At 60.1% G+C, this 19,469-nt stretch carries 19 protein-coding genes; 14 read left to right on the top strand and 5 right to left on the bottom strand.

Going from position 1 to position 19,469, the window contains the following annotated elements:
* Window positions 1-17 precede the first annotated feature (17 nt).
* The gene (locus PH603_RS12360) at window positions 18-821 is read right to left on the bottom strand and encodes an aspartate dehydrogenase (protein WP_289502843.1); all 804 of its coding nucleotides are present in this window, start codon (window positions 819-821) and stop codon (window positions 18-20) included.
* A gap of 243 nt (window positions 822-1,064) precedes the next feature.
* Here PH603_RS12360 and PH603_RS12355 point away from each other — a divergent pair, with 243 nt between their 5' ends.
* Genes PH603_RS12355 through PH603_RS12315 form a run of 9 tightly spaced genes read left to right on the top strand, consistent with a single transcriptional unit; the run spans window position 1,065 to window position 8,495 of the window.
* A complete protein-coding gene (locus PH603_RS12355) occupies window positions 1,065-1,907 on the top strand; it encodes a sulfite exporter TauE/SafE family protein (RefSeq protein ID WP_289502842.1) in 843 nt (280 codons plus the stop codon).
* A gap of 13 nt (window positions 1,908-1,920) precedes the next feature.
* On the top strand, window positions 1,921-2,859 hold the full coding sequence (locus PH603_RS12350) for a fumarylacetoacetate hydrolase family protein (RefSeq protein ID WP_289502841.1): 939 nt from the start codon (window positions 1,921-1,923) through the stop codon (window positions 2,857-2,859).
* 17 nt (window positions 2,860-2,876) lie between these two features.
* Complete coding sequence (locus PH603_RS12345; RefSeq protein ID WP_289502840.1) at window positions 2,877-3,899, top strand: ABC transporter substrate-binding protein; 1,023 nt, start codon at window positions 2,877-2,879, stop codon at window positions 3,897-3,899.
* 6 nt (window positions 3,900-3,905) lie between these two features.
* Window positions 3,906-4,460, top strand: a complete 555-nt coding sequence (locus tag PH603_RS12340) for a VOC family protein (RefSeq protein ID WP_289502839.1) — start codon at window positions 3,906-3,908, stop codon at window positions 4,458-4,460.
* The gene (locus tag PH603_RS12335; protein ID WP_289502838.1) at window positions 4,457-5,230 is read left to right on the top strand and encodes an ABC transporter permease; all 774 of its coding nucleotides are present in this window, start codon (window positions 4,457-4,459) and stop codon (window positions 5,228-5,230) included. The genes PH603_RS12340 and PH603_RS12335 overlap by 4 nt, the downstream gene beginning before the upstream one ends.
* Window positions 5,212-6,006, top strand: a complete 795-nt coding sequence (locus tag PH603_RS12330; RefSeq protein ID WP_289502837.1) for an ABC transporter ATP-binding protein — start codon at window positions 5,212-5,214, stop codon at window positions 6,004-6,006. The genes PH603_RS12335 and PH603_RS12330 overlap by 19 nt, the downstream gene beginning before the upstream one ends.
* A 12-nt stretch (window positions 6,007-6,018) precedes the next feature.
* Entirely contained in the window at window positions 6,019-6,843 is an 825-nt protein-coding gene (locus tag PH603_RS12325; protein WP_289502836.1) for an alpha/beta fold hydrolase, read from the top strand.
* A 2-nt stretch (window positions 6,844-6,845) separates the two neighbouring features.
* Window positions 6,846-7,613 (top strand): aspartate dehydrogenase domain-containing protein, encoded by a 768-nt coding sequence (locus PH603_RS12320; protein ID WP_289502835.1) that lies wholly within the window; start codon window positions 6,846-6,848, stop codon window positions 7,611-7,613.
* A gap of 9 nt (window positions 7,614-7,622) precedes the next feature.
* Window positions 7,623-8,495, top strand: a complete 873-nt coding sequence (locus PH603_RS12315; protein WP_289502834.1) for a bile acid:sodium symporter family protein — start codon at window positions 7,623-7,625, stop codon at window positions 8,493-8,495.
* Between the two features lie 148 nt (window positions 8,496-8,643).
* Here PH603_RS12315 and PH603_RS12310 read toward each other — a convergent pair whose 3' ends face one another.
* On the bottom strand, window positions 8,644-10,401 hold the full coding sequence (locus PH603_RS12310) for an LVIVD repeat-containing protein (RefSeq protein ID WP_289502833.1): 1,758 nt from the start codon (window positions 10,399-10,401) through the stop codon (window positions 8,644-8,646).
* Window positions 10,402-10,821: 420 nt separating this feature from the next.
* Between PH603_RS12310 and PH603_RS12305 the strand changes: the two genes are divergently transcribed.
* Window positions 10,822-13,200 (top strand): TonB-dependent receptor, encoded by a 2,379-nt coding sequence (locus PH603_RS12305; RefSeq protein ID WP_289502832.1) that lies wholly within the window; start codon window positions 10,822-10,824, stop codon window positions 13,198-13,200.
* A gap of 89 nt (window positions 13,201-13,289) precedes the next feature.
* Window positions 13,290-13,850 (top strand): NADPH-dependent FMN reductase, encoded by a 561-nt coding sequence (locus tag PH603_RS12300; protein ID WP_289502831.1) that lies wholly within the window; start codon window positions 13,290-13,292, stop codon window positions 13,848-13,850.
* Window positions 13,851-13,952: 102 nt separating this feature from the next.
* Here the strand turns inward: PH603_RS12300 and PH603_RS12295 are convergent, their stop codons facing one another.
* Entirely contained in the window at window positions 13,953-14,627 is a 675-nt protein-coding gene (locus tag PH603_RS12295; RefSeq protein WP_289502830.1) for a glutathione S-transferase family protein, read from the bottom strand.
* A 111-nt stretch (window positions 14,628-14,738) separates the two neighbouring features.
* Here PH603_RS12295 and PH603_RS12290 point away from each other — a divergent pair, with 111 nt between their 5' ends.
* Window positions 14,739-15,641, top strand: coding sequence for a LysR family transcriptional regulator (locus PH603_RS12290; protein WP_289502829.1), 903 nt, complete (start codon window positions 14,739-14,741; stop codon window positions 15,639-15,641).
* A gap of 17 nt (window positions 15,642-15,658) precedes the next feature.
* On the opposite strand, the gene PH603_RS12285 is transcribed toward PH603_RS12290, so the two are convergent.
* Together PH603_RS12285 and PH603_RS12280 are read right to left on the bottom strand one after the other, a co-directional pair.
* Window positions 15,659-16,699, bottom strand: coding sequence for a hypothetical protein (locus tag PH603_RS12285; RefSeq protein WP_289502828.1), 1,041 nt, complete (start codon window positions 16,697-16,699; stop codon window positions 15,659-15,661).
* A 1-nt stretch (window position 16,700) separates the two neighbouring features.
* A complete protein-coding gene (locus PH603_RS12280; RefSeq protein WP_289502827.1) occupies window positions 16,701-17,387 on the bottom strand; it encodes a hemerythrin domain-containing protein in 687 nt (228 codons plus the stop codon).
* 215 nt (window positions 17,388-17,602) lie between these two features.
* Between PH603_RS12280 and PH603_RS12275 the strand changes: the two genes are divergently transcribed.
* Together PH603_RS12275 and PH603_RS12270 are read left to right on the top strand one after the other, a co-directional pair.
* Window positions 17,603-18,541 carry a hypothetical protein gene (locus tag PH603_RS12275; RefSeq protein ID WP_289502826.1) on the top strand — a complete coding sequence of 313 codons (939 nt, stop codon included), beginning with the start codon at window positions 17,603-17,605 and terminating at the stop codon, window positions 18,539-18,541.
* A complete protein-coding gene (locus PH603_RS12270; RefSeq protein ID WP_289502825.1) occupies window positions 18,538-19,464 on the top strand; it encodes an OmpA family protein in 927 nt (308 codons plus the stop codon). Before PH603_RS12275 ends, PH603_RS12270 begins: the two co-directional genes overlap by 4 nt.
* The last annotated feature ends 5 nt before the right edge of the window (window positions 19,465-19,469 follow it).

Here is a 19,469-nt window from a genome sequence, read left to right as displayed (position 1 = left end):
ATTTCCTTTCTGGATCGTCACGTTCCTACATGGAGCGGCGCGACTTGCGCCTTAATGGCCGCGATCACACTGAGCGCGGTTATCCGGCCGGTGCCGGGATTCTCGTCCGTCGGGATATTCTGGATGCGCAGCTCGAAGCTGGCGCTGTCCGCATCGACGGTGATGGTGTGGGTGTTGCGCTCAAGCGCCGGATCCGCCCAGATTTCAAGCTCGGTGCGATCCGCCCCGACGCCCGCGAGGCCAAGGGCCGCTGCCACATTCACATTGGCAGGAAAAGCCATTGCCCCTTCGCGGGCGGTGCCGGAGAAAAGCTTCAGGGGTTCGGTGAGGCCCGAAAGGTCGATCCCGTTTTTCACCACATATTCTGCGGTAACGAGAGACTTTGGCGGCTTCGCTGTCCGCATGCGGATCGAATGGATATTGCCTTCGGCGGCTGCCCGCACGGCGTCAAGTCCGAGAAGGGCACCGGTGGCCAGCACGATACGACCGCCGTGGGCACGCGCAACATCTACAATGCCCGGGTTCTTGAGAATGGCGGCGCCGCTGACGGTTACGAGCGTGCGGCCGGCCTTGAGCGCGGACTCGGCAACAGTATCGAATGCCTTGGTCGGTGCGCAGTCGACGATGATATCGGCAAGGGTGGCGAGCGTTTCGTTGGAAACCATGGGAACGGGGCTGGAAAGCTCTGCAAGTTTGGCCTCTGCCTTTTCCCGGTTGCCGCTTGAAACGGCGACAAGCTTCAGTCCTTCGATGCCCGCGTCCAGCCTTTTCGCCACGACAAGGCCGATCGTGCCCAGTCCTGCAATCGCAACTTTCTTCATCAATTCTGCCTTTCGCGAGCGAGAAACACATCCGCGCGGTGGGCGCGGGGCTTTCCGTCAAGCTAGGCAGTTTCCTCTATGCCATGAAGTATTAGCTTCGGGCTTCGTTATAACGAAAACTATATAGAGAGCTGAAGGCGAGATATGCCGAACGGGAATATTGCGCACCGGTATTATAATTTTATGACCTGACCGGTTTGGGCTAGTCCGAAAGGAGGAAAGAACAGTCCGAAAGCCCCTCCAATGGACCATAGCCTTGGCGAACAATTGATCGAAGCGCTGCCGCTTCTCCTGATGATGATCAGTACCGGTCTGGCCGGCGGAATCCTCGCGGGCCTTCTCGGGGTCGGCGGCGGTATCGTGATTGTCCCTGTGATGGAAGTGGCACTTGGGCTTGTGGGCGTTGATCCCGCAATCCGCATGCATGTTGCCGTTGCCACATCGCTTTCGACAATCATGGTGACGTCTGTTTCATCGGCCAAGGCGCACCACCGCAAGGGTGCGATTGACCTCGATGTGACCCGGCTTTGGGCCGCGCCAATTCTGATCGGATCGGCAGCGGGGGTGGTTGTCGCCTCGCAGGTTTCCAGCGGCGTGCTGTCGCTTGTCTTTGGGGGCATCGCGGCACTGGTGACCCTGAAGATGATTCTGCCACTTGACGGCAAGCATATCACGTCCGCTGTCCCGCGCGGGATCGTCGGCATGGTGCCGCCCGCCTTTGTTGGTCTGTTTTCGAGCATGATGGGGATCGGCGGCGGAACACTCAGCGTGCCGGCCATGACCCTGATGGGGCAACCGATCCACCGGGCTGTCGGTACAGCCTCCCTGTTCGGGTTGCTGATCAGCGTTCCCGCCACCATCGGCTTCATCCTCACCGGCTGGGGCGACCCGCGCCTGCCTGCCGGCAGCCTTGGCTTCGTCAATGCCATCGGCTTTCTCGTTATCACACCGGCGACCTGGGTCGCTGCACCCTGGGGCGCGAAACTCGCCCATGCCATGACCCCGCGCCATCTCAGCATCGCGTTCGGCTGCTTCCTCGCCATCGTTGCGGCGCGGATGCTCTACCGCGCGGCACTGACGCTCTAGAAGGAATGTTTTTATGATTTGGTTTGCCCTTGCCACTTACCGCGCCGATGACGGTGCAGCCCGTACCGGGATCGTCGTTGACGATCACCTGATCGACCTTGAAGGGACCGCCGACAGACTCGGCCACGCGCTGCCGGTGGACGCGACACTGGACGGCATCATCCGGAACTGGGCGGAAGTCGATGGCAGCATCAAGGCGCTTGTCGCGGTCGCCGCCGACGCCCTGAAGGATGGCCGCCTTTCCGGGCTTGTCGTTGCCGATCCTTCGTTGCTGTTGCCGTTCCATCCGCGCCGCGTGTTCGCGACCGCCTCGAACTTCATCGAGCATGCGAACGAAATGGACACAGTGCTGGCCGAGAAGGTCAACAGTCAGCCCTATGTTTTCATGAAGTCACCGGACTCTGCGATCGCAACCGGCGAAACGGTCGTGATCCCTGCGCAGGTTGAACGCGCAGACTGGGAAGTCGAGCTGGGCGTGGTGATCGGCAAGCCCGGCAAACGCATCGCGCTTGCGGACGCCGTACATCACATCGCGGGCTATATCGTCGTCAACGATGTTTCGGCGCGCGACCAGACCCGCCGCAACGACTTCCCGTTCAAGCACGACTGGTTCCGCGGCAAAAGCTACGACACCTTCCTGCCGCTCGGCCCCTGGTTCGTGCCCCGCGACTGCCTCGGTGATCCGCATGCCTTCCGCATGGGGCTCTCTGTCAACGGCGAAACGATGCAGGACGGCAGCACCGGCGAGATGATCTTCAACGTCTTCGAGCAGATCCAGTATCTGTCAGCCATTCTCACCCTGCAGCCGGGCGACGTGATCGCGACCGGCACCCCCGCAGGCGTCGGCATGGGCCGGGGCGTTTACCTGAAAGACGGCGACGTGATGCGCGCCTGGATCGATGGGATTGGCGAGATCGTCAATCCGGTTGCTGCCGAACGCATCGAAACCTGATGCACGAAAGGGAGGGGATGATGAAAACGTTGGGAGTGACGGCAAAAGCGAAAGCCGCAGCGGTACTTATGACAGGCCTGTTGCTCGCCGGTTGCGGCGGTGCCGAGGAAACAACGGACCTGACCAAGGTGCGTTTCAATATGGCGTGGCTGCCGCAAGGCAGCATGGCCGGCGTCTTTGTGGCTGAAGCGAAAGGCTTCTATGCCGAGGAAGGCCTGACGGTTGAAGCCGTGCGCGGCTTTGGCGGCATTCGCACTGTCAACGAGCTGGACCAGGGCATGTTCGAGTTTGGCTACGGCGACCCGATGGCCGTTGCGCTGAACCGCGCCAATGGGGGTCAGACCCGCATGGTCGGCGCCATCAATGGCCGCTGGCCCGCCGGTGCCTGCTTCGTGCAGGAACGCCACAGCGTCGCCGCCCCTGCGGACATGAAAGGCCTTGTTTTCGGTGGCGGGCAGGCAAGTCCGGTGCAGGCCCTGTTGCCCGCGTGGCTCGCCCGCAATGGCATGGAAGCCGGCGATGTGACCATCATGCAGCTTGATCCTGCCGTTGTGGTTGCCTCGCTCATTGAAGACAAGATCGACCTCGGCGAATGCTGGCTCGGCAATTCCATCGCCCTGTTCCAGAAACGGGCCGGGGAGGCGGGCCTCACCATCGGTTGGCTCCCCTATGCCAATTTCGGGCTGGATATTTACGGCAGCGGCATCGTGACGAGCGACCGCCTGATTGCGGACAAGCCTGATGTGGTGCGTGGCTTCCTGCGCGCGACCTACCGTGGCTATGCCTATGCCTTCAACCATCCGGACGAAGCAGTGACGATCATGAAGGAGGCCCACAGCCTTCTCGATGCCGCCGTCACCCGCCAGCAGATTGTTGAAACCGGCGAATTGTTCGCGACCGAAGGTGGGCCGGGCCATATCGATGCCGACCGCATTCAGGGCACGCTCGATATCCTCACCGAAGTTGGGTCGCTGAGCGCACCGATCGCCGCCGGGGATATCTATTCCACCGTATTCCTGCCTGCTGACACCGCCGAATAGGAGGCCATGATGTATCGTCCAAAGCCCCGCAAGCTGGGCCATCTTGTTCTCAAGGTGCGTGATATCCAGCAATCCCTTGCTTTCTATACCGAGGTCGTCGGCCTTGAGGTCTCCGACTGGATCGGCAGCCATATGGTCTTCCTGCGCTGCGGCGAGGATCACCACGATCTGGCCCTCCTGCAGCTGCCGCCCGGCCATGTGGCGGCGCCGGAAGGCCAGTATCCGATGGTTGAGCATTTTTCCTACCATGTGGAGACGCTCGACGAGATTCGCGAGATCACCGAAATGCTGGTGGCGCGCGGCATACCGATCGACCGCGGCATCGGTCGTCACGGGCCGGGCGGCAACACTTTCATCGTGTTCAAGGATCCGGACGGCAACAATGTCGAGTTTTATTCCGACATGATCCAGGTGACGGACGAAACACCGCATACGCCTGCTGTTTGGGATGGCGGCGAGATGGAAACGTTCGACCGCTGGAACCTGCAGGAGTTTGTGGTCGAGCCGCCGGCCCGTATCAAGGCGATCCTCGACATGGACACGAAGGAGGGCGGCGCATGAAAAAGGTCCGCAATTCAAACGGTCCCGGCGCGGTGCGCGGCTTTTTGGAAGGCGCTGTGTTCCTTGCTGTCCTCATTGGCATCTGGGAAATCAGCGTCGACCTCTTTGAGGTGAAAGCCTATCTCCTGCCGCCGCCGAGCGCGATTGCCGCCGAACTCTGGGTGTCGCGGGGAGAGCTTTTCGAGCATGGCATGATCACCATGGGTGAGGTGCTTTGGGGCTTCCTGCTGGCTGTCGGCCTTGGCATCCCGGTGGCGGCGACGATCTATTTCTCGTCTTTCGCCAAGCGGACGCTTTATCCGCTGATGGTGGCCTTGCAGAGTATCCCGAAAATCGGCCTCGCGCCCATCATCGTCGTCTGGTTCGGCTACGGCCTTTCTTCGAAAGTGGTGATGGCATTCCTCTTTGCCTTCTTCCCGGTCGTTATTTCGACCCTCGGTGGTCTTGCAAGCACCCCGGCCAATATGGAGGAGCATTTCCGCGCCTTGCGGGCCAGTGCCCTGCAAACCTTCTGGCGCCTGCGGGTGCCCGCCGCGATGCCAAGCTTTGTGGATGGCTGCAAGGTTGCCATGCCGCTTGCCGTGATCGGCGCGATTGTCGGCGAGTTTGTCGGTTCGAACGACGGCCTTGGTAACCTGATCCTGCTGGCGACCGGGTCATCGAATACGCCGCTCACCTTCGCGGCGCTTCTGACCGTGACCATCCTGTCGCTGGGCCTTTTCTATATCGTTGAAATCCTTGGGAGGTTTGTATGGTGGCGCTCGACATGAGCCGGCCAGTGGCAGCAGAGGCGGAAAGCCGTCCTGCGATCCGTATCGAAGGCGTCTGCAAATGGTTCGGCGACCTGAAGGTCCTTGATACCGTTGATGCCGAGATTGCCGACTGTGAGTTCGTCTCGATCCTCGGGCCTTCGGGCTGTGGTAAATCGACCCTGCTGCGCCTGATGGCCGGTCTTGTGCCCTACGAGGAAGGCAATATCACGCTGCTGGATACGCCGGTTGAAAGTCCGTCCGCTGACGTCGGCTTTGTGTTCCAGACATCGAACCTGCTGCCGTGGGCGAATGTCAGGAAGAACCTGCTGCTGGCTGCCGAACTTGACCGGAAGGCGACCCAGCCCGACGAGGCAGCGATTGCAGCGATGGTCGAGACGCTCGGGCTCACCGGCTTCGAGGACAGCTATCCGCACGAACTGTCGGGCGGCATGCGGCACCGGGTGGCCATTGGCCAGGCACTGATCCGCAGCCCGCGTGTGCTTTTGATGGATGAACCCTTCGGTGCCCTTGATGCGCTGACCCGCGATCATCTGAACGTCGAACTTCTGAAAATCTGGCAGAAGGAAAAGAAGACCGTGGTGCTGGTGACCCACAGCATTGCGGAATCGATCCTCCTTTCCGACCGCGTGCTTGTCATGTCTGAACGTCCGGGCCGGGTGATCCGCGACATCAGGATCGATCTGCCGCGGCCCCGCCACCCCTCCGAAACCCGCAAGGATCCGATGTTCGGCGAATATGCCGCCGAACTCGGTCGCTTGATGGGCGTTGCCTGAAAGGATTGAAATATGCCGTTCATCAGCATTGAAGGCGCAGAAATTTATTACGAAAGCCACGGTGAAGGCCCGGCCCTTGTGCTCGCGCACGGGATGGGTGGCAATCACGCCATCTGGTTCCAGCAGATCGACACCTTCGCCCGCACCAACCGGGTGATTGTCTTCGATCATCGCGGCTTCGGCCTGTCGAAGGACCTGGACGGCCGCGGTCGCAGTGCCTTTGTTGACGACCTTGCCGCTCTCCTTGATGCACTCGGAGAGGACAGGGTGGCGCTTCTCGGGCAGTCGATGGGGGCAGGGACCTGCATCGGCTTTGCTGCGCGCTACCCGAAGCGGGTAGCCGCCCTTGCCGTTTCCTCGTCGCTGCACGGCCTGATCGAGCCGGACGATGTGAAGGCTGTCATGGACAAGGCGCGTGATGCCACAGTGGACATGGACCTGATCGACCGTGTGCTGGGGGAGCGCACGCCCCGCGAGCGACCGGAAATGGCGCGGCTTTACCGCCTGATCAACAGCTTCAACCCGACAACACGCCACAATGTGACCGGATCATTCTACCCGATCACGCCCGAGGCATTGTCCGAGGCCGGTATGCCGATCCTGTTCATCGCGGGGCATGAGGACAAGCTTTTTCCCGTGGAAGCCATCCGCCTGATGCAGGAACGCATCGCGGGTTCATTCCTTGTGGAAGTCGTTGGCGCTGGCCATTCGGCCTTCTTCGAGCGGCCAGGCGAATATAACGACACGCTCCTCAGCCTTCTGCAGATGGCAGGGCATGTGGGCAAGGCACGCCCTGCGCACTCGAATGCGGCGGGTTACACGCCTGTCCGGAACTGACAATGATCCGCGTCGGGCTTGTCGGCTTTGGCTTCATAGGCGAAGGCATCTTTCGTCGTCTCACGGCTTTGCCCGAGGCCTATGAGGTCGCGTTTGTCCATGTTCGTTCAAAGCGGCCATTGGCAGGCGTGCCGTCGCCCCTCGTCCTGACAGATCTGGCGCAGGCTGGTGATGCCGCCCCCGATCTGATTGTTGAAATGGCAGGACCGGACGTCACGGTTCGTTACGGCGAAGCATTGCTGGAGGTCGCCGATTACATGCCTTTGTCGCTGACAGCGCTCGCTGATGATGCAATGCTGGCGCGGCTGACGGAGGCGGCAAACGAACACGGGCACGCAATGCATATCGCCCACGGTGCACTCGTCGGGATGGATAGCCTGATCGAATGGCGCGACCAGTGGGACGATGTGACCATTACCTTCCGGAAGCCGCCGGCGAGCCTTGGGAACGTGTCTGATACCGCCGGGGCGCAGATATTGTTCGACGGCAGTGTGCGAGAAATCGCCGCGCGCTACCCCAACAATGTGAATGCGATGGTTGCCTGTGCGCTGGCGACCACCGGGCTCAATGCCTGCCGCGCCCGTCTGATCGTCGATCCGGCGCTCACCCATCTTGAACTGGAAATCGACGCCAGGGCGCGGGATGGCGCCTCGATTTCGATCCGTCGCCGCCAGCCTGCGATCGGGGTTTCAGGCAGCGAAATGGTGGCTTCGGTTTTCCATTCAATCGAACGGGCTACGAGGCGCATCTCGGGGATCAGCTTTGTGTGAGGGCATTGCATGAGCGGGCTCTTCCCCTTTCTGTCGGGCTATGTGTTCCCGTCCATAATTTTTTTCATCATGATGGCGATGGGCCTGACGCTTGGCCTTGAAGATTTTCGTGCCATCATGAAATCGCCGAAGGCGGCGCTTGTTGGGTTTGGGGCGCAGATGCTGGTGCTGCCTCTGCTGGCCTTCGGATTTGTCTTCCTATTGCCGGTTTCGCCGGAAATGGCGGTGGGCTTGGTTGCGCTAGCGGCTAGCCCCGGGGGTGTTACCTCGAACGCCATATCGCTGGCCGTCAGGGCCGATATCGCGCTTGCGGTCAGCCTCACCGCACTTTCAACCCTGTTCGTTGCATTCACCCTGCCGCTTTGGACTGGCTTCGCGATACGCCAATTCCTGGGTGGCGAAGCCAGTATTTCGATGCCTGTCGGCGAAACGATGGTGACCCTCGGTCTCCTTACGATCCTGCCCGTTATTCTTGGCATGCTCGCCCGCGCGCGGTGGCCAAAGCTGACCGACCGCATTGCGCCCTACGGACGGCGGTTTTCTGTGCTCGGGATTGTTTTCATGTGCGCGACGACCACAGGCTTCAATTGGCAGTATCTATCTGATCCTGCCATCCTTGCTGAAGCCTTCGGGGTGAGCGCGGCGCTTATGTTTTGTTCGACCGCAGCTGCCTACGTCCTGTCTCGCGCTGCACGACTGTCTGAAAAACAGTTGCTTACGGTCATCATTGAGGTCGGCGTCCAGAATCTTGCGGTCGCCATCCTTGCTGCGGTCACCATTGTCCACTCACCGGCGATGGCGCGGTTGCCGCTTGCTTATGGTCTCTTGATGATCACCTTGCCCTGGCTTTTTGTTCGCTGGGTGCGTCGCCGGGCAGGATAGGCGATCCTGCCGAATTTCAAAGTTTGTCCCTGACTTGCGCCGACGGAAATAGTCCCGTCGGCGCTTTTTTATTCGGCACTAGACCTATAAAAAAGCGCCGCCCCTTTAAGGGACGGCGCAAGGTTTCCGGTATCGCAGAGAGTGCCTGTCAGCCTTTCGGCGGCCAGGGCTTTTTCGGAGCTTCGAAGCTCGGCTCGCCAAGGAGCGGTGAACTGACGGCGTAGAAGCCGTTGTTGGTGAAGACCCAGACGATGTTGCGGTCGTATTCCGCATAGATGCCGTAGGTCAGGTTGCCGAAGCTGTAGGAAGGCGTTTCGCCCTTTTTGGGGAAGCGCGGTACGAAATAGCCGGCAATCTTCACATCCAGCGGATTGCTGACATCGAAGAACTGGACGCCGGCATTGTAGAAGGCATAGGGGATGATCCCCTGCCGCCATTTGCCCGGCTGCGTGGTGTGATAGCCCGGCCGTTTGGGGCCGAAGCTGCCACGGCGCTGGCAATAGTCGGTGAAGGCTGCTTCATCCGGCGGGGTCGGGCGCGGGAACTTACTGACGATCTTCGGATTTTTCACGTCCTTGGCGTCCACCACCCAGATATCCTTGTAGGGTTCGAAGCATTCGTCATTCATCGGGTAGCCGTTGGTGAAGACATACCCCGTGCGCTCGTACTGGCTGACGTCGACGTTATCGAATTCCGTGCCGGCAAAGCGCGGTGCGGTGTTCACATGGCCGACGGGCTTCATGTTCTTCGGATCGCTGAGATCAAGGACATAAAGGCCAAGCGACGCCATCGAGCCGAAGGCATATTTGCCGCCCTTTTCGAGCGGCTTTACAAGGAACGGCGGCATGCGCGAGCCGAACCACGAGGTGCGGTTCCCCGCCCGCGGGTTCATCAGATAGGCTTCTTCATGCGCCGGGTCGCCAAGGATCTGGCCGGGAGCAGTAAACTGGCTGACGAATTTCGGGTCAGCAGGATCGGACATGTCCCATGCCTGGAAGCCTGCGGAGTAGAGATAGTCCGGGAATTCGGTCAGCATGTAGCGGTCGTCGGGGGCGGCAGACAGGAACATATATTTCCCGCCGAACCATGAGGGCACATCAAGCGAGCCCGAGCCCTGCTGCTGGCCGTTCGGGGCATCGGGATGGCTCACATCCGTGGTGCGGGTGGCAAGGAGTTCCCAATCATCCGGGTTCGGGCTATTCACGGCGAAGACTTGGAAGCCCTTCAGGCCTTTCCAGTGCTTCAGCGTCTCGACGCCTTCGGGCTCCAGCAGTTTTTCATCCATGATGCCGTAGCGCGGGATGGCATGGGAAACGACGGCCACATATTTGCCGAGCTTCTTGCTCCACTGGATCGACATGGCGCCGGACATATCATTTTCGGCGTAAGGATTGACTTCCGGCTCCTTGTTGCGGCCTTCGCCAACCACGTGGGTGCCTTTGAGGTGCACCAGTTTCACATCGCGTGGATCGGTGATGTCATAGACACCAAGATTGCGGCTGCCAGCGACATACATGTAACGGCGCCCGTCGAAGTCGACGATATTCTGCCATGTGTGCCCGGCCGACATGACCTCGTTATAGAAGCCGAGGACGGTGACATTCTTCGTGTAGGAATTCTGGTCCCAGTAGCTGAGCTGACCGGTGAAGGAAGGGGCATCTTTTACAAGGGGCGTTGCCTTCGGATGGGTGAAGACTCCGGTTTCGGGATTGTAGCCATAATCCTTGCCGGGGGTCGGGCGTGGGGGCTTGCGGTCGTAGGTAAGGTCATGCCACGCCCGGATATCGGGATCAGGGCTCGGGGCATGGACTTCGCCCGGCGCTTCATAGCGTACCGGCTTGTCTTCGTCCTTGTCGGCTGTCTGTGCGGCTGGTGCCGTCATGAGTGCGCAAAGGGCAGTGGCCATCAGCCATCGCGCCCCCTTCGGTGTCCGTCTCTCAGGATGCATTGTCATCTCCCTTCCTGATCGTTTACAGGCGCCCCGTGCGCCCCCCAATGGTGAACACTAGCGAGGCAGGTCAGGCGGAAAAAGTAATGGTATCGGCCTTTGATATTCCGGATTCTTATAGGAGCTATGAGCGGAAAAGAGGCATTCTGCCGTTTGTTATAGCCCCGCTTCGCTATAACAAAACCGTAATAGAGCCCACATGAAACGATATTATTTTATTATTCCTGACCCCCATAAGCTTTTCTTGAAACCACAGGCAATGCGCCGGAAGGGCAAGGGAAGTGAATGCATTGTGGTGACACCTGCGCGAGCCGCGACGAATGGCCGCGCAAGAACCCGATGAACAGGAGGGGTAACGTGCACGATATGAAGTCAGGAATGAAAACGGCGCTCATGAGCGGCCTTTGCGGGGCAGCGCTGATCAGCGGTGTGCAGGCACCGGCGGTCATGGCCCAGGATCAGGGTGAAGAATTCTATCTCGAGGAAATCATCGTCAACGCCCGCCGCAAGGACGAGGGGCTGCAAGACGTTCCTGTCAGCGTGCAGGTGTTTGATGCGTCGGCCATGGAAGAGGCCGGTATTCGCGATCTTTATGAGGTCACGAACCGCATTCCCGGCGCCAAGTTCAATATCGCGAACGCGACCGACCCCGAAATCTTCATGCGCGGTATCGGCTCCAACATTCAGGGTGCAGCCGCTGACAGTTCGGTCGGTATCTTTATCGACGGCGTTTATATGGCGCGTTCTTCGGGCGTGCTGGTCGATCTTTTCGATCTCGAACGCGTCGAAGTGCTGAAAGGCCCGCAGAGCTTGCGTTTCGGCAAGAATATCGTCGGCGGCCTCATCCACTATATCACCAAGAAGCCGGGCGATGAGACGGAAGGCAAGGTCGAGGCCTCGTACGGCAACTTTAATGCCGTGAATATCGCGGCCTCGATCCGCGGGCCGGTCAGCGACACCGTTTCGGCAGGCCTCACCGCCACGTCGCGCACCCGCGACGGTTTTGCCACCAACACGATGGGCGGCGATGAAGAGGACATCAATGTCCAGTCGCTGCGCGGCTCGCTGCGCTTCCGCCCGAATGACAAGCTCGATGCCACTGTCACTGCCGATTATACCCGTCACCGCGACGGCGCACGCTGGGTGGACGTGGATGTGGCCGGCGACAGCCATGCCGTCACCTATAACTCCTTCTTCGCGCCGCCGATCCCCGGCCTGCCGGACAGCTTTGTGCTGCCGACCCGGAACGCGCCGTTCAAGAACAGCGATCCGCGCAAGGGTGCCCGCAATTTCTCGGGCTACCAGAACTCCGATCTCTACGGCATCGCGGCCAATATCGATTACGACATCAGCGATACGATGGCGCTTAACTCCATCACCTCGTTCCGCAAAAGCGATATCGACGTGCGGGAAGATGGCTGCGGCATGTACTGGAATGTGCCGATCGATTCCGAAACGCAGGTGCCGGTCATCGATGCCGTCATGGCAGCAGGTGTCGATGCCTATCTGAATACCGTGCCGGATTGCTGGTTCGACCAGCAGAAGGCCGATGACGTGAAGCAGTTCTCGCAGGAACTTCGCCTGTCGGGTGGCGGCGAGCGTCTGCAATGGTCGCTTGGTGCCTATGTCCTGAAAGAAGATATCGAGCGTCTTGAACGTGTCAGCTTCTACTTCCCGGACTTTGACGGTATCACCGAATTTGCCTTTGCGATTGCCTATGGCGGTGAGCCGGCGACGCCTGCTGGCGGCACCAGCAATGCCCGCACGGGCTCCAAGGCCACCAACCTTGGTCTCTTCGGCGAGCTGACCTACGACATCACCGAAAGCCTGTCGATCAACGGCGGCGTTCGCTATGCCTACGACAAGAAGAAATTCACGTCGAACCGCTTTGGCGACAGTTTCGACAGCCCGCTGCCCCCGGGTGGTTTCACCGTCACCGACAAGGACAGCTGGGACGCCTGGCTGCCGAGCCTGACGCTGAGCTATGCGCCGACGGACGGCCAAAACTACTTTGCCCGGGTGGAGCGCGGCTACAAGGCTGGCGGCTATACAGGTGAAAACGCAGGCAACCCACTTGATGCCATCGTCTCGTTCGCACCTGAATTCGCAACGAGCTATGAAGCCGGCGGCAAGTTCCTGCTTGCAGACCGCCGCCTGATGGTCAACGCGGTTGCCTACTTCACCAAATACAAGGACCTGCAGACCCAGCAGTTCCTGCAGCTTGATCCCACCCGGCCGCCGGACAACTTCGTTGTGAACGCTGAAAACGGGGCGGAAGCCTACGGCCTGGAGCTTGATTTCAAGGCGCTCCTTGGTGCGGGCTTCGCGGTTACCGGCAACTATGCCTACAGCCGCTGCGAATTCACCGGCACGCTCATCATCGATGAGGACGGCACGGACGTGGACGGCAACACCTGCCGCCGCACCCCGCGCCACGCCGCGAACCTCGGGGCAAGCTATGAGGTGGATCTGGCCGACAATCTCGTTGGCTCGCTTGGTGCCGACTATCAGTGGACCGACGAATATTTCTTCGAGAACACCAATACGGCTGACCTGAAGAACCCGTCGGAATTCACCCTGAACCTTTATGCCGGGGTGGCAGCCAAGGACGACCGCTGGCGGCTGAGTGCATGGGTGAAGAACGTGACGGACGAGCTGAACTATGCCAGCCGCCTCGAACTCTTCGGCACCTATTACGCCAACTATCAGGCGCCGCGCACCTACGGCATGACCTTCACCTGGCGCTTCGGCCAGTAAGGCCGGGCACAGTCAGAAAATGGCCGGCCTCTTCGGAGGCCGGTTCTGTTTCCGCCCCTTTGGAGCAATATTGAAGTGGAGCCGCTGTCATGAAGCCGATCACCATCCTTGCCTTTTCCGGCAGCCTTCGTCAGGGCTCGTGGAACCGGCTGGCGCTTGAGGCAATGGCGGCGCTGGCACCATCCCATGTAAGCTTCGCCTTCGCCGATATCGGCAGCCTGCCGCACTATGATCCGGCACTTGACGGCGAAACGCCGCCCGAAAGCGTGGTGCGCCTGCGCGAGGCGATCGCGGCGGCAGACGGCCTTGCGTTCGCAACGCCTGAATATAATTACAGCATTTCGGGTGTGCTCAAGAACGCCATCGATTGGGCCAGTCGTCCGGCCTATCAGTCAGTCTTGAAGGGCAAGCCCGCCGCGATCCTCAGTGCCACCCCCGCGCTCACGGGCGGGGTCAGGGCGCAGCAGCATCTGAAGACCATCCTTTCGGCAACGCTTACGCCCGTTGTTCAATTCCCTGAAGTTGCCATCGGCCTTGCGCCGGAGAAGTTCAGGGAAGGGGCCCTTGTGGACGCAAAGACTCGCGAATTCCTTGAGGGCTTGCTTGGCGCACTGACAGCGTCAATTTCACACAACAGCGCGCGGAATTGACCACGCCAGATTTGCTTCCGCTTATTTGTGGTGAATTGATAGACACCTGGCCCGGGTCAGAGGGGGAAGTCAGTCCTCTGCGCTGCTGCCAGTCTTTTCATGTCACCTTGGCATGTCTTTCTCGGATGTGCAGCCCGCGACCCATTTGTTGAATTCAGTGTGGACCTTGCCCCAGGCAAGCCGCGCCTGCATGCGCGCCATCCATGCCTGCACCTTGGGCCAAGGGGCAAGTGAGAAGCCGACCAGTTCACCGAGGCTGACCAGACAGGCGCCGAAATAGTCGGCAATCGTGATCGCATCGCCGCAGACGAAATCACCGTTCCGGGCCAATTGCCCTTCAAGCTGGGCGAAGCGGTCTTTGGCGAGCACAAGTGCGCGGTCGAGCGCTGCTTCTTGCTGTTCGGGCGTCGGCCAGGTGAAAAAGTCGATCACCTGCGGATAAACATAGCCGCGGCCGAACGAGCCATAAAAGCCTGTGTTGAACCAGTCCATTGCCTCGTTCACCCGTGCGCGGGCCCTGATATCCGTGGGGTAGGCGGGTGAGCCGTGCAGGTCTGCGAGATATTTCAGGATGGCGGACGATTCCGTCAGGATGAAGCCGTCGTGATCAAGAACCGGGATGGCATGGGCCGGGTTGACGGCGATAAATTCAGCCGACATCTGCTCATTGTTCATGAGCGAGATCAGTACAGGCTCAAGCGTGATCCCTGCTTCCTCGGCGAACATCAGGATCGGGCGGCAAGTCGTTGAAATCGGGTCCATATAGAGGCGCAGCATTCGGCATCCTTGACGCGGTCGGCGGCATGACTACAGTCGCCTTGGTTAATGACGGCGCATTCTTGCCCGAAAGGGCGGGGCGCCGCAAAAGCAATTTGACCGGATAAACGGATGGCTACCCCTACCTTCGACTGGAACGACCTGCGCTACCTTCTCGCCGTGTTCGAGGAGGGCTCGACGCTGGCCGCTGCCCGCAAGCTGAAGGTGGATCAGACGACCGTGGCGCGCCGGGTGGCGGCGCTTGAACAGGCGGTGGGACTAACCCTCGTGGAGCGGCGGCAATCGGGCTATCTGCCGACCGAGGACGGGATCGCCGTCCTTGATTATGCCGTGCGGATGAACAGTATCGCCACCGATCTTGCCGCCCAGCTGGAGCAGCGCCGCCGCGGCATCAGCGGCACCGTCCGGGTGACCATGTCGGAATCGGTTGCGAATCTCTATGTGGTGCCGGCGCTTGGGCGATTCTACGAGGAATTCCCTGATGTCAGGATCGAAATCATGGTCGAGGATCGTCGGCTTGATCTCCTTAAGGGGGAAGCCGATGTGGCGCTGCGCTCCGGCACGATCCCTAATGACGCTGGCCTCGTTGTGAAGAAGGTGCAGGTCGCTGACTGGTATCTCTATGCCAGTTCGGCCTATATCGCGCGGTGCGGGATGCCCGAAACGATTGAGGAACTCCGCGAGCGCCCGGTGATCCTGTGCGAAGGCAGCGTCAGCCAGATGCCTGCGATGACATGGCTGAAGGAAACAGTGCCCGACGCCCCGGTTGGTGCGGTTTCCTCAAGCCTCACCAACGTCGTGGCGGCGGTAAGGGCAGGGCTTGGCATCGGGCCGTTGCCGCAGCTCATCGGTGACTATTACGAAGACCTGCACCGCTGCATGGGGGCTATTCCCGGTAGCCGGTATGACTTTTTCATGCTGGTGCGCGAAAGCATGCGCAATGCTCGCCGCATCCGGGCCTTCATGGACTTCTTTGCGGCAGAGTTTGGCAAACACTGCGGGCCGATACGCTGACCCGCAGTGCCGGGCATTCAATTATGGCGCTTGAAAACCCATTCCATGGTGAGCGTGCCCTGGAATTCCTTGCTTGCGATGCTGAGGGTGCGGTCTTCCTGCAGGCTGCCATGATAGGTGCCGCCGTTTAGGCGCGCCTTGAAGCCGCTGTCGATCAGCATGTCTACATTGACGAAAGCTTCGGCATCACCTGATCCTTCCAGCCCCTTGTCATTGGTGCAATTGCGCACATGCCATTCCCCCTCGGCCTCGATAGGCATTGGCATCACATTCGCAAATTCGAGGCCTTCTTTGCCCACTGTCAGGTTCAGTGTCTGGTTCGGCGGTGGCATCTTCAGGCCCTTGAGGAAACTGCCGCGCATTGATGATGTGCGTTCGCAGTCATCCCTTGTTTTCTCATTGAATTCGTATTCGGCCTCGCGCGGCGCGATGGCGAGGAAAACGACCCCGGTGCCGTCGTCCCCATAGCTGTCGGAGAGAACTTCATCGACTTCGTAGGCGCCGAAGAATTTGACCTTGCCGTTAGTGACGCTGTTCGTGGCAGGGTCGTTTTCCTGATAGTCCGCTTCGAAATTGTAGGTCACATAGCCTTCCCACTTGTTAGGCGGGCGTACGGTGATTTCGGTGCTGACAAGCACGTCCTGTTCCCCGACCCGCACCTTCGCCGTGACGGCAACGGGGTTACGCTGTGGAGGCTCGGAAGGTGCGATATAGGTGACCCGGCCATCAGTGAGGCCGGAGATTGCGCCAACATCGCCGTTACCGTTCCGGATGCCATTGACGGTCCATTCCTTGACTTCATAGGTAATGAGCGGCGTCAGGAGATCGCATTCCAGCGGCTGCTGATCCTCTGGCGCATCCCGGCATTCGGGTCGCATGTCGCCGCCGTAATAATGGACCTGCAGGAAAAGCTTTTCGCCCGGCAGGGCTTCGCTGGATTCACTTTGCAGGTCGAAACGTTCCATCATTTCGATCGAAACCTTGAAGGGGTCGGCAAAGGCGTGCCCGCCAACGAAGGCGGCGCACCCCAGCGCCACAAGGGCTTTCAGCGTTTTCATTTCAGGCCGCCTTGCCGAGTTCTGTACTCAGCCACGCAAAGTCTTCAGCGCTCAGCGACGGGCGGGCTGCCAGTTGCAGGATTGCCTGGAAGGCTTCCGCAGGCGCCCCGGCCCGAATGCCGGTGAGCATGCCAAGGCGGTCGGCAGGCGAAATCGCCGGCAGCATCAGGCGCATGTAGGCCATCATCTCTTCGGGCGGGATAGCGCCGACGATCCGGCCATGAATGGTGCCGATCTCGGCATCGTCCATATTTTCCCAAAGGACCGGCATCACCAGCGCCTCCTCGCGCTCCATATGTTCGAAATCCGCAGCAACAAACTGGGTGAAGGCAAGATAAAGCTGGTGGCCAAGCAAGGGTCGCAAGTTGTCGGTCGTGGAGCCGAGGCTGGCGATCCGGGCACTGAGCATGCCAAGGGCACCTTCGTGATGCTCATGGTCACCCGCCAGCTTGTGAAGGAGGGCCGTGTCGAAGGCGGCAAGGGCAGGATGGATGAAATCATCCTCGTGCTTCAGGTGCCGCTCGCACAGCAACAGATGGGCATCAAGCGCTTCCAGCAGGGCCTGCGTCTGTTGGATATCGCGCCAGTCTGTATTGCCAAGACGCGTGAGCATAAGGCCGTGGCCGTGCCTCAGCCCCTTGTGGATCTCGCGGTACAGGTTCAGACGGGTCGCTATCGTGTTGGTCATTTTTCTTCTCCGGTGGATTGGGATGCCACAGCAATAGGCGCGACGGGCGCCACGGCAAAGTCACCGGACCTGCAGTTTTGTTCTGCAAAAGTGCAGAATGTAACTGCGCAATTGGCAGCTTCCCGACGGGAAGGCAAATCCGCATCTTCGGCCTCACAAGAAACAGGCAGTCGCAACCCACCGGCTGCCACACGAACAGTGAGGATAAAATGATCATGAAAAACTCCGGCCGGGCTTGTCTCGGCCTCCTTTTCCTGTCGACCATTCTTTCGGGCAGTGCCTTCGCCGGGTGCTGGGTGGAGGAGCGCAGTTCTTACGCCAGCGACGAAGTGGCGGAGGCGACCGCAAAGTCGCCCCTTGTGGAAGCCACCCGCAAGATCGCCGATTGGCTGGAAAAAGACCCGATGCTTGGCAGCCTGCCGGGCTATCGCCAGCAGCTGACCATCTTTACCGGCTATCCATCGTGGGAAGGGGCGCCTTACACGGTCAGTATCCAGCTTGGTTTCCACCCACGGGACGTTTGGGAAGGCAATTGCGGGCTGGATCAGGGCATGGCCGATTATCAGCTGCGTGCAGCGATCAATATCCAGATCAATAGTTCGGATATTCTGGCCTTCCGGGATGCCGCGCAGGAAGACAGTCCGCTGCGGCCATTCCCCCTGCCCAAACAGAAAGGGCAAAACAGGGCCTTGCCGATTTATGGCAACGAAGGCTTCCTGCTGCTGGCGCCTGTCGGCACCGATATCCTGTTGCCCTATACAGTTGAAGACCATCTGAGCGAGTGGAAGGCCCGCCTGGCCGAAATCGCCATGAATGGCGGTGCCGAGTTCGCCTCGCAGCAGATGTGGGACATTGATGACAGGCTCGCCAGCTTGTCCGCGGATGACCTGTCGCAGCAGACCGGCTATTCCGGCCAGTCGCCCGACAATCCCATGTGGGCGTATGAGACGGTCAAGGGCGGTGCTTCCACGCCCCGCGTTTATCTGAATCCGATCCTCTATGAAGAAGGCAGTGATCAGGGCGACCCGCGCTTTGCTTCCGTCTGGCTTGATAACTCGACAGGTGACAAGGAATTGCAGGCCATGATGGACAAGTGGCTCGCCCGGACAGATTTTTCGCCGATCATCAGCCTGCTGACCGGAGGCGGGCAATGAGACGCAGTGCATTTGCCGCGGCGCTTTGCCTCGCCTTCGCGGGGCCAGTCATGGCCGAAGAGAGGGAGCTTCTGAGCGAGGCGGCGGGCGCCAGTATCCATGCCTTCAGTTCTGAATTCGGCTCCGGCTGGGAAGCTGCGAACCTGATCCGGGGGCAGGAGGAGGCAGACGGCTCCACAATCCTGTCACGCATCTGGAGTTCGGCAAGCCAGGCGCCGTTCCCGCACTGGATCACGTTCGCCTTTCCGGAAGAGCAATCGTTCGAGACTTTCGTCTTCGACAATTATCTGCCCGATGAAGCCGATCATCCCGGCATTTCAGCCCGCGAGATTGAAATCTGGGTGGGGGCGGACGAGGCCAGCTTGGCCAAGACCGCGACATTCGAACTCGAACGCAACAAGGCTGGCCAGTCCGTGCGGACCGCGCCGCTCAAGGGCCGGTTCCTGAAGTTCGTGATCAACAGCAACTGGGGGCATCCCTGGTATACCGAGCTTGGCTATACCCGAGTCCTGCCACCGGCTGCGGTGGGAAAAAGCCTCGCTGACCGGATGAAGGCGGACGGCAAGGCCGACCTCTATGGCCTCTATTTCGATTTCGGTAGCGCGCGCCTCCGGCCGGAAAGCGAGCTGGTGCTTGGTGAGATTATTGCTCTCCACAAGGCCGATCCCGACGCGCGTTTCAGCGTGGAGGGCCATACCGATGCCATCGGGTCGGATACTGCCAACCTGACGCTTTCGAAGGCGCGGGCAGAAGCCGTGGTCAGTGCCCTCGTGGTGCGGGGGGCTGCAGCCGATGCCTTCAGGCCTGCAGGCTTCGGGGCAAGCCAGCCGGTAGCCGACAACGCGACAGATGCAGGCCGCGCCCGCAACCGCCGGGTCACCCTGCGCCTTCAATCCAGTCAACAAAACGACGACAGCAAATGAGGATA

It is taken from the genome of Gimibacter soli, from assembly GCF_028463845.1.
In the GTDB taxonomy this organism is placed as follows: domain Bacteria; phylum Pseudomonadota; class Alphaproteobacteria; order Sphingomonadales; family Kordiimonadaceae; genus Gimibacter; species Gimibacter soli.
The sequence above is the reverse complement of the archived record's forward strand: the minus strand, read 5'-3'. Positions and strand labels throughout refer to the sequence as shown.

Excerpts from the sequence above, each read along its gene's own strand:
- PH603_RS12360 (WP_289502843.1), bottom strand. The coding sequence starts at position 821 with ATGAAGAAAGTTGCGATTGCAGGACTGGGCACGATCGGCCTTGTCGTG.
- PH603_RS12355 (WP_289502842.1), top strand. The coding sequence starts at position 1,065 with ATGGACCATAGCCTTGGCGAACAATTGATCGAAGCGCTGCCGCTTCTC.
- PH603_RS12350 (WP_289502841.1), top strand. The coding sequence starts at position 1,921 with ATGATTTGGTTTGCCCTTGCCACTTACCGCGCCGATGACGGTGCAGCC.
- PH603_RS12345 (WP_289502840.1), top strand. The coding sequence starts at position 2,877 with ATGATGAAAACGTTGGGAGTGACGGCAAAAGCGAAAGCCGCAGCGGTA.
- PH603_RS12340 (WP_289502839.1), top strand. The coding sequence starts at position 3,906 with ATGATGTATCGTCCAAAGCCCCGCAAGCTGGGCCATCTTGTTCTCAAG.
- PH603_RS12335 (WP_289502838.1), top strand. The coding sequence starts at position 4,457 with ATGAAAAAGGTCCGCAATTCAAACGGTCCCGGCGCGGTGCGCGGCTTT.
- PH603_RS12330 (WP_289502837.1), top strand. The coding sequence starts at position 5,212 with ATGGTGGCGCTCGACATGAGCCGGCCAGTGGCAGCAGAGGCGGAAAGC.
- PH603_RS12325 (WP_289502836.1), top strand. The coding sequence starts at position 6,019 with ATGCCGTTCATCAGCATTGAAGGCGCAGAAATTTATTACGAAAGCCAC.
- PH603_RS12320 (WP_289502835.1), top strand. The coding sequence starts at position 6,846 with ATGATCCGCGTCGGGCTTGTCGGCTTTGGCTTCATAGGCGAAGGCATC.
- PH603_RS12315 (WP_289502834.1), top strand. The coding sequence starts at position 7,623 with ATGAGCGGGCTCTTCCCCTTTCTGTCGGGCTATGTGTTCCCGTCCATA.
- PH603_RS12310 (WP_289502833.1), bottom strand. The coding sequence starts at position 10,401 with ATGGCCACTGCCCTTTGCGCACTCATGACGGCACCAGCCGCACAGACA.
- PH603_RS12305 (WP_289502832.1), top strand. The coding sequence starts at position 10,822 with ATGAAAACGGCGCTCATGAGCGGCCTTTGCGGGGCAGCGCTGATCAGC.
- PH603_RS12300 (WP_289502831.1), top strand. The coding sequence starts at position 13,290 with ATGAAGCCGATCACCATCCTTGCCTTTTCCGGCAGCCTTCGTCAGGGC.
- PH603_RS12295 (WP_289502830.1), bottom strand. The coding sequence starts at position 14,627 with ATGCTGCGCCTCTATATGGACCCGATTTCAACGACTTGCCGCCCGATC.
- PH603_RS12290 (WP_289502829.1), top strand. The coding sequence starts at position 14,739 with ATGGCTACCCCTACCTTCGACTGGAACGACCTGCGCTACCTTCTCGCC.
- PH603_RS12285 (WP_289502828.1), bottom strand. The coding sequence starts at position 16,699 with ATGAAAACGCTGAAAGCCCTTGTGGCGCTGGGGTGCGCCGCCTTCGTT.
- PH603_RS12280 (WP_289502827.1), bottom strand. The coding sequence starts at position 17,387 with ATGACCAACACGATAGCGACCCGTCTGAACCTGTACCGCGAGATCCAC.
- PH603_RS12275 (WP_289502826.1), top strand. The coding sequence starts at position 17,603 with ATGAAAAACTCCGGCCGGGCTTGTCTCGGCCTCCTTTTCCTGTCGACC.
- PH603_RS12270 (WP_289502825.1), top strand. The coding sequence starts at position 18,538 with ATGAGACGCAGTGCATTTGCCGCGGCGCTTTGCCTCGCCTTCGCGGGG.